This is a genomic window from Pseudomonas sp. (genome assembly GCF_026224925.1).
GTDB lineage: Bacteria > Pseudomonadota > Gammaproteobacteria > Pseudomonadales > Pseudomonadaceae > Aquipseudomonas.
The window spans coordinates 1-8,773 of sequence record NZ_JAMFRV010000289.1 but is presented as its reverse complement, the minus strand read 5'-3'; the positions used below and the strand labels follow the sequence as shown (position 1 = coordinate 8,773).

The following is an 8,773-nucleotide window of genomic DNA, read 5'->3' as shown; positions in this document are numbered from 1 at the left end:
GCTGTTAAAGCACGTGTCGGAGCGCGGGTGCCGGCTATATGGGTTTTGGGCCTTCGTCGGACAGCAACGCAAATCATTTTTCCGGGTGTTTGGGTCTAACCGATGGGGGGAAAGCGCGCTCCTACAGTTGGCCCAATTCACGAAATCCCCGCCCCCACGACGTCCTGTCATACAACCGAAATAATGGCAACTTAACATCACTCTTTCACTTGGCTACCGGATACGCCTTCATGGACCCAGCGTTCTCGCCTTTTCGTCGCCCCGAAATACCGGGCGATCATCGGTGTGCCGGCGATTTGTGCCAGACGATGCCGACCATCGAGGTAGCTGGCTCCAACGCTCACGTAATGGAAATGTTTGCCTCGCACCGGGATCTGACGAGTCTTGCGGTGCTGGAAGACGACAAGCCGATTGGGTTAATTAACCGCAATATTTTTCTGTCGCAGATGAGCAAACCGTTTCACCGCGAGCTGTACGACAAGAAAAGCTGCATCGCTTTCATGGACAAACAGCCGCTGGTTGTCGACGCTGGAATGAGCATTGAAGCGCTGACGTTCAAAACCGTGGAATTTGGCGAGAAGGCCCTGGCTGACGGTTTTATCGTCACTCGTGAAGGCCGCTTTCTCGGACTCGGCAACGGGCTGCAATTGATGGGCGTCGTGGCGGCGATGCAGGCGGAGAAAAACCGTCAGATCATGCAAAGCATCGAATACGCCAGCGTCATTCAGCGCGCCATGCTGCGCGCCTCACGGGAAACCCTGGCCCTGACCCTGCGGGATGCGGCGTTGGTGTGGGAACCGCGCGATGTCGTCGGCGGAGACTTTTACCATTTCGCGACCCACCCCGAGGGTTGGTTCGGCGCAGTCGCCGATTGCACCGGGCACGGAGTACCAGGCGCGTTCATGACGCTGATCGCTTCATCGTCATTGTCCAAGGCACTTGAACAATTGGGCCCGCAGAATCCTGCTGCGTTGCTGGCGGCGGTCAATCGCAGCGTCAAAGGCTTGCTAGGTCAGGTCAAGGGCGTCGACGACAGCCCCGAATCTGACGACGGCATGGATGCCGCGTTTTTCTGGTTCGATACCCAGCGCTCGGAGCTTACTTTTGCCGGTGCGCGGATTGCCCTGCATATCCTCAGGCCCGACGCCGATCAGTTCGACACCCTTGCCGGCCAGCGCATGGGCGTCGGTTACGTGGACAGTCGTGCCGATTATGAGTGGACCCAAACCACCGTCGCAGTGCCGCCTGAGAGTGTGTTGTTCATTGCCACCGATGGCTTGATCGACCAGATCGGCGGGCCGCGCAAGATCGCCTTCGGCAAGCGCCAGGCCTGTGATGTGATCCTGGAGCACCGCAGCGAAACGGCCGGCGTGATCTGCGAAAAATTGCGATTAACCCTCAGCGATTGGCAGGCCACCCAAACCCGTCGCGACGACCTGACCCTATTTTGTGCCCGTATTCAGGACAACCTATGAGTGTTTTTTCGCCTCTGTCCGATCAGGACTGCGCGTTTTTCGACATGGCCCAGCAACGCAACGTGATTTTTTACCACATGGGCTACTTCTCCCACAGCATCGTCGCCGCCATGGCCGAAGTGGTGAAGCTGCAGTTGGAGGTGTCCGGCGTCAGCGGCCCGACACGTCGCAAGCTGTTCTCGTCTTTCGTCGAGCTGTCGCAAAACATCATTCACTACTCATCGGACTCGCTGCCTCCCGGCCCAGACAGCAGTGCATTACGCCAAGGCGCGGTGTGCATCACCGCCAATCCGGAAGGCCACCTGATGCTGTGCGCCAACCCAATTGCCACTTGCGACGTCGGCGCATTGCGCGAGAAGTTGGAGCCGTTGCGAGACATGACCCTCGAGCAGATCAAGCTGGCGTACAAGGCTTCGTTGCGCGCCGAAACCCCGATAGACAGTAAAGGCGCGGGGCTGGGCTTTTTGACCATGGCACGCGATGCCAGCGCGCCGCTGGAGTTCGCCTTCCACCCCCGCGCAGACGAACCTGACAGCACGCTGTTTTGTCTGAAAGCCATCATCTGAACAACAAGAGCGACACGAGCCATGGATAACCTGCACATCGCCGCAACGGCCACCTCTCCGGAGGTCGACTTTCGTTTTGATCAACATTTGTTGTCACTCAAGGGCGAGTCGTACCCGGAGAACGCAGCGGCGTTCTATGCCCCGATCATTGGGCAGCTGCGCGAGTACCTGGCGTCCTGTGAAGGCGTGGCGATCACCGCCAACGTGGCCTTGGCGTACTTCAACAGCTCCAGCACCAAAATGTTGTTTAGTATTTTCGACGCGCTGGACCGCTCGGTGCAGTCTGGCAACACGGTGCAAATGAATTGGTACCACGACGAAGAGGACGAAACGATTTTTGAGTTCGGCGAGGAGTTGCAAGCCGATTTCAAAGCCATCGATTTCACCGATCACCCGGTTTCAACTCAGTGAGGACACCATGCCCGCTTTAGCTGCTTCTCAGAACGCGCTCATCAACGAAGTGCCAGACTTGTTCAAAAGCGAGAACGCTGCGCTGGATAATGCCCGTGCCGCGCATGCCGCTCCCGACGCTGACGCCCATGTTTATTGCCAATCGCTGGGCGAGTTGATCACTCACTTCGAACGCTTGATGCGCGAGACTCGGCGCCTGATTGGCCGCAGCGACCGCGCCGAGCGTGAAATGAATGCGCTGAACCTGCAGCTGAAGACCTTGGCGCAGCAGCTCGAACACCGGGCGACTCATGATGCGCTGACCGGTGTGTTAAACCGTGGCGCAGTGATCGAACTGGCCGGACAGGCTCTACGTGCGGGCAGCGTGGTGATGATTGTGTTGGACATCGATTACTTCAAACGCGTCAATGATGACTTCGGCCACCCCACCGGCGATGCTGTGATTCAGGGCATTGTCACCTGCTTGCGACGCATCGTGGGCGACAGAGGGATTATCGGCCGAGTCGGCGGCGAAGAGTTCACCGTGCTGCTGCCCACAGGCAACCTAGAAGACGGCGTTCAGCTTGCCCAAGCCATGCGTGACGCCATCGCTAGCCATGTGTTCGCAGCCCCGGTAAATCGGCATATCACCGCCAGTTTCGGCGTCAGCATCAGCCCCGGCGGCACCGAGTTCGACACCGCCTACAGCTTCGCCGATGCCGCGCTGTACTGCGCCAAACGCGCAGGCCGTAATCGGGTTGAGGTTGCGGGTTAACTACCTGATCACCGATGCACAACCTGTGGGACCGAATTCATTCGGGAAGGCGGTAACGCGGTTAATGAGATAAACCGCGCCGACCGCTTCCCGAACAAGTTCGGTCCCACAGGAGATCACAGAGGGTTGTTTTTTCAGCGTGACGGCGCGGCAACCCGGTTTGAGCGCACTCCCCATCCCTGCTGCATCCCCGCCGCCGCCAGCAATATCGCAACCACGCCCAGCCACTGCACCAGATTCAAACGATGCCCGAAGGCAAACCAATCGACGAAGATCGCCGCAATTGGGTAGATGAACGACAGCGCGCCGGTCAGTGCAGTCGGCAGCTTTTGAATCGCGCCATACAGCAGCACGTACATGATGCCGGTGTGCACCACGCCCAGGGTCAGCAGGCTGGACCACACTGCCGGTTGTTGCGGCAATCCGCTGAGGTGCGCCCAAGGCGCCAACAACAGTGCCCCAGTGCTGACTTGAATCAGCGCAATCAAGTGCGGCGGCGTGCCGGTCAGGCGTTTGATGATCAACGCGGCAAAGGCATACAGCAGGGCCGCGCCCAATGCCAAGGCGATGCCCAGCAGGTATTCGCTGCCGGTTTCACCCTGGTCGCCGTGGGCACTGACAATCGCCAGCATTCCGAGAAACGCTACGCCAAGCCACAGCAACTTTTGCAGGGTGATTTTTTCACCCAGGAACAACGCGGCCAATCCCACCAACATGAACGGCTGAACGTTATACACCGCCGTGCCAATGGCTATCGACGCCCTGGAATAGGAGGCAAACAGCAGCAGCCAATTGCCAACGATGGCGACACCGCTGAGCACTGCCAAGGCAAAAATCTGGCGAGTTAATATGCCGCGCCGCAAGAAACCCAATGCACCGCAGATCACCAGCAAAGTGGCGGCACCGAACACACAGCGCCAGAACACCACGTCCAACACAGGTTGACCGGACACCAGCACGAACCAACCAATGGTGCCGGATATCAGCATGGCAACGATCATTTCCAGTGATCCGCGACGCAATGAAGTATTCATGCCTGGGTTCCTTTGATAGGGCGGTTTAGATGGCTAAAGTATGGATAATCGACGGGAGCTTCTCCAGAACCAATAGAAGGCTAGAATCTGTTTATGCCTTTCTTATCAAGGCGAATTTGATGAATTGCCTAACGAGGTTGAGATGACCGATGACATTGATCAGGTGCTGATCGGCGCGCTGATGGAAGATTCCCGACGCTCATTGAAGGCCTTGGCGCAAATCAGCGGCTTGTCATCACCCAGCGTCGCGGAACGCCTGCGCAGGCTTGAAGAGCGCGGCGTGCTCAAAGGCTACACCGTCGAAATTGACCCTAAATACTTTGGCTACCAGTTACAGGCCATCGTCCGCGTACGCCCTCATCCGGGTCAATTGCAGGAGGTAGAACGGCAGATCCAGGCGATCCCCGAGTTTACTGAATGCGACAAAGTCACCGGCGACGACTGCTTCATCGCCCGCCTGCACGTACGCTCCATGGAACAGCTGGACACCTTGCTCGATGGACTCAATGCCTACGCAGAGACCAACACCGCCATCGTCAAGAAAACCCCAGTCAAAAGAAGACTACCGCCGATGGCGTGAATAATCTGTAGGACCGAATTCATTCGGGAAGAAAGCGACGCGGTTTGTCTGAAAAAACGCAGTGCCCATTTCCCGAATGAATTCGGTCCCACAGCATTTAACCGCCCTGTGATTTGCCCCAACGCCGTCGCTCTGCTAGTGTCGCGCCGGTTTAATGTCTTTCGAGATCGCCCCCCATGGCCCGCAAAAAAGCTGCACTGGATTTCGAACAATCCCTCGCTGATCTGCAAACGCTGGTAGAACGTCTCGAAAACGGCGAGCTGTCGCTGGAAGACTCCTTGACCGCCTTCGAGCAAGGTATTCGCCTGACCCGTGACTGCCAAGGTGCCTTGGCCCAAGCCGAGCAAAAGGTTCAAGTTCTGCTCGAACGCGATGGCGAATTGGCTGAAGAGCCTTTCGATGCGGACCAGCCAGAATGATTGCCATCTATCAGGCTCGTACCCAGGCTCGCGTGAATGCGGCCCTGGATGGCCTGTTTCTGGCACCCAGCCCCGAGTTGACCCGCCTGTACGCCGCCATGCGCTACAGCGTAATGAACGGTGGCAAGCGCGTTCGCCCCTTACTCGCGTATGCCGCCTGTGAGGCGCTGGGTTCATCTCCGGCGCTGGCCGATGGCGCTGCCTGCGCAGTAGAGCTGATCCACGCTTATTCGCTGGTGCACGACGATTTACCGGCGATGGACGACGACGATTTGCGTCGTGGCCAGCCCACCACACACAAAGCCTTCGATGAAGCCTGTGCGATTCTGGCGGGTGATGGCCTGCAAAGCCTTGCCTTCAGTGTGTTGCTTGATTCAGCCCTGACGCCGCAAGACGCCGACACCCGACTTAAGATGGTCAGCGTCCTGGCGCAAGCCGCCGGGCCAGCGGGCATGGTCGGTGGACAAGCAATTGACTTGGGTTCAGTGGGCCTCAAGCTTGATCAAGCGGCATTAGCGTTTATGCACCGACACAAGACCGGCGCGTTGATCGAGGCCAGCGTTACCCTGGGCGCTTTGGCCAGTGGGCGCGCCGAAAAAACCGAGCTCAACCTCCTGCAGACGTACGCTCAAGCTGTCGGCCTGGCGTTCCAGGTTCAAGACGATATTCTTGATGTCGAAAGTGATACCGCCACCCTCGGCAAACGCCAAGGTGCCGATATTGCCCGTGACAAACCAACCTATCCCGCACTGTTGGGGCTCGATGCCGCAAAAGGTTATGCCTTGGAACTCTGTGATCAGGCGCTGCAGGCACTGCGACCTTTCGACGCGGCCGCCGAGCCGTTGCGTGACCTTGCGCGCTATATCGTTGAGCGACGCAGCTGAAAATGCCCCATAGCAACGAACTGACTGACATCAGTCGGGTCTAGAACCTACGTGAATATTTTCATTGTCTGATCATCCTCTGGCCTGCTTCGCGGGCAGCATTGCGATGCATCAGGTAAACTGCCGCCTCTTTTACTTATATCGATTCGCCTGATGCCTACGACGTTCAAAGAGATCCCCCGCGAGCGCCCACTTACGCCATTGCTGGACCGCGCGAATACGCCGGACGGCTTGCGCCGGTTGGGTGAAGCCGAGCTGGAAACCCTGGCGGATGAACTGCGCCTGGAACTGCTCTACACCGTAGGCCAGACTGGCGGGCATTTCGGTGCTGGCCTCGGTGTTATCGAGCTGACCATCGCCTTGCATTACGTCTTCGATACCCCGGACGACCGATTGGTCTGGGACGTGGGCCATCAGGCGTATCCACACAAGATTCTCACCGGTCGCCGGCATCAAATGGGCAGCCTGCGCCAGAAGAACGGCATCGCAGCCTTCCCACGTCGCGCCGAAAGTGAGTACGACACCTTTGGCGTCGGCCACTCCAGCACCTCGATCAGCGCCGCACTGGGCATGGCCCTGGGCGCGCGCTTGCAGAACAGCTCGCGCAAAGCCATCGCGGTCATTGGTGACGGTGCCTTGACTGCCGGCATGGCCTTTGAAGCGCTGAACCACGCGCCGGAAGTGGCCGCTGACATGCTGGTTATCCTCAACGATAACGACATGTCGATCTCACGCAATGTCGGCGGGCTGTCGAACTATCTGGCCAAAATTCTTTCAAGCCGCACTTACGCCAACATGCGTGAAGGCAGTAAAAAAGTGCTGTCTCGCCTGCCCGGCGCCTGGGAAATTGCCCGCCGTACTGAAGAGTACGCCAAAGGGATGTTGGTCCCCGGCACGCTGTTTGAAGAGCTGGGCTGGAATTACATCGGCCCTATCGACGGCCACGACTTGCCCACGCTGATCGCCACGCTGCGCAACATGCGCGACCTCAAGGGGCCGCAGTTTCTGCACGTGGTCACGAAAAAGGGCAAAGGCTTCGCCCCGGCGGAAGCTGACCCCATTGGTTATCACGCGATTACCAAGCTTGAGCCACTGGACGCCCCGGCTGCCGCGCCAAAAAAGGCCAGCGGACCAAAGTATTCCGGTGTATTCGGTCAATGGATTTGTGACATGGCCGAGGCCGATCCGCTCTTGGTCGGCATCACCCCGGCGATGAAAGAAGGCTCGGACCTGGTTGAGTTCAGCGAACGCTTTCCAGAACGTTATTTCGACGTCGCCATCGCTGAGCAGCACGCCGTTACGTTGGCTGCCGGCATGGCCTGCGAAGGCGCCAAGCCGGTGGTAGCTATTTACTCAACGTTCTTGCAGCGCGGCTACGATCAATTGATCCATGACGTCGCGGTGCAGAATCTCGATGTGCTGTTTGCCATCGACCGCGCTGGTTTGGTGGGTGAAGACGGCCCGACTCACGCGGGCAGCTTCGATTTGTCGTACCTGCGGTGTATTCCCGGCATGCTGGTGATGACGCCAAGCGATGAAAATGAACTGCGCAAAATGCTCAACACTGGGTATTTGCACGTCGGACCCGCAGCGGTCCGTTACCCGCGCGGCACGGGCCCGAATGCAGTGATCGACAGCGGCCTTGAGCCGTTGGAAATCGGCAAAGGTGTTGTGCGTCGCACGGGGCAAAAGGTCGCAATACTAGTCTTCGGCGTGCAATTGGCCGAAGCCCTGAAAGTCGCTGAGAAGCTGGATGCCACCGTCGTTGACATGCGCTTCGTCAAACCGTTGGATGAGGCGCTGGTTCTGCAGATGGCCGCTGGGCATGAACTGCTGGTGACCATTGAAGAAAACGCGATCATGGGCGGCGCCGGTGCGGCTGTCAGCGAGTTTTTGGCGCGGGAGAACATCCTCAAATCCGTCCTGCACCTGGGTTTGCCAGACAGCTACGTCGAACACGCCAAGCCTGTGCAAATGCTGGCTGAATGCGGACTGGACGAAGCCGGGATTGAAGCATCGATCAAGCAGCGACTGGACTTAATGGCTCGCTAAAAACTGGCTGCCTGACGAAATTTTCTGTGGGACCGAACTTGTTCGGGAAGCAGACGGTGCGGCTTATCTGAACTACCGCGCTGTTGCCCTTCGCGAATGAATTGGCTCCCACAGATGCTTGTGGTGACTTGGTTCAACCCAGTTGGCGGGGGATGCGGTAGAGATACAGCAGGACGACGCTGGAGAACGCCAGGAGGAATAACGGTACTGCCTCAAGCCCAACGAATACGGCCAAGGCACCGATCCAGGCGGGTAAACCGGCGGCCAGGAAGGCGATGCGGCGGTATGCCGCCAACTGTATCCACGCAGCCGGTTCTTCTGGGGTATCCAAGGCTTTTTCGGTGGCTATTAGCGCACGCTTGTAAGGGCCGAAGTATTTCAAACTGACAAACATCGACGCGATACCGGCGATGAACATTGGCATCGCCAGAATAGGAACAAGCGCTTCGCTGGTGCCGAAAATAGCGTTAACCGCAAACAGCGGCGCCAGGGTCACAAACAGTTGCCACCACCACGCAAGTGCCAATCGACGACGGACGTTGTTGCGTGTCACGCGCGGCCAGCTTCGGTCAGATGTTCGTTGCCCATCATGTGCCCG

At 58.2% G+C, this 8,773-nt stretch carries 10 protein-coding genes; 8 read left to right on the top strand and 2 right to left on the bottom strand.

Features of this window, described 5'->3' with window-relative positions; translation table 11 throughout:
• Positions 1-308 precede the first annotated feature (308 nt).
• Genes M0974_RS12585 through M0974_RS12570 form a run of 4 tightly spaced genes read left to right on the top strand, consistent with a single transcriptional unit; the run spans position 309 to position 3,206 of the window.
• Positions 309-1,475 (top strand): SpoIIE family protein phosphatase, encoded by a 1,167-nt coding sequence (locus M0974_RS12585; RefSeq protein ID WP_297836753.1) that lies wholly within the window; start codon positions 309-311, stop codon positions 1,473-1,475.
• Positions 1,472-2,041 (top strand): SiaB family protein kinase, encoded by a 570-nt coding sequence (locus tag M0974_RS12580; protein WP_297836747.1) that lies wholly within the window; start codon positions 1,472-1,474, stop codon positions 2,039-2,041. The genes M0974_RS12585 and M0974_RS12580 overlap by 4 nt, the downstream gene beginning before the upstream one ends.
• Before the next feature lie 21 nt (positions 2,042-2,062).
• A complete protein-coding gene (locus M0974_RS12575; RefSeq protein WP_297836745.1) occupies positions 2,063-2,452 on the top strand; it encodes a DUF1987 domain-containing protein in 390 nt (129 codons plus the stop codon).
• A 7-nt stretch (positions 2,453-2,459) separates the two neighbouring features.
• Complete coding sequence (locus M0974_RS12570; protein ID WP_297836742.1) at positions 2,460-3,206, top strand: GGDEF domain-containing protein; 747 nt, start codon at positions 2,460-2,462, stop codon at positions 3,204-3,206.
• 134 nt (positions 3,207-3,340) lie between these two features.
• Here M0974_RS12570 and M0974_RS12565 read toward each other — a convergent pair whose 3' ends face one another.
• Positions 3,341-4,240 (bottom strand): DMT family transporter, encoded by a 900-nt coding sequence (locus M0974_RS12565; protein ID WP_297836740.1) that lies wholly within the window; start codon positions 4,238-4,240, stop codon positions 3,341-3,343.
• A gap of 142 nt (positions 4,241-4,382) precedes the next feature.
• Between M0974_RS12565 and M0974_RS12560 the strand changes: the two genes are divergently transcribed.
• The 4 genes from M0974_RS12560 to dxs all read left to right on the top strand — a co-directional run bounded on the left by M0974_RS12560 (position 4,383) and on the right by dxs (position 8,175).
• The gene (locus M0974_RS12560; protein ID WP_297836737.1) at positions 4,383-4,820 is read left to right on the top strand and encodes an Lrp/AsnC family transcriptional regulator; all 438 of its coding nucleotides are present in this window, start codon (positions 4,383-4,385) and stop codon (positions 4,818-4,820) included.
• A gap of 176 nt (positions 4,821-4,996) precedes the next feature.
• On the top strand, positions 4,997-5,239 hold the full coding sequence (locus tag M0974_RS12555) for an exodeoxyribonuclease VII small subunit (protein WP_297836734.1): 243 nt from the start codon (positions 4,997-4,999) through the stop codon (positions 5,237-5,239).
• Complete coding sequence (gene ispA / locus M0974_RS12550; protein WP_297836732.1) at positions 5,236-6,123, top strand: (2E,6E)-farnesyl diphosphate synthase; 888 nt, start codon at positions 5,236-5,238, stop codon at positions 6,121-6,123. The genes M0974_RS12555 and ispA overlap by 4 nt, the downstream gene beginning before the upstream one ends.
• A 153-nt stretch (positions 6,124-6,276) precedes the next feature.
• Positions 6,277-8,175, top strand: a complete 1,899-nt coding sequence (dxs, locus tag M0974_RS12545) for a 1-deoxy-D-xylulose-5-phosphate synthase (RefSeq protein ID WP_297836729.1) — start codon at positions 6,277-6,279, stop codon at positions 8,173-8,175.
• Positions 8,176-8,308: 133 nt separating this feature from the next.
• Here the strand turns inward: dxs and M0974_RS12540 are convergent, their stop codons facing one another.
• On the bottom strand, positions 8,309-8,728 hold the full coding sequence (locus tag M0974_RS12540) for an MFS transporter (protein WP_297836750.1): 420 nt from the start codon (positions 8,726-8,728) through the stop codon (positions 8,309-8,311).
• Between the last annotated feature and the right edge of the window lie 45 nt (positions 8,729-8,773).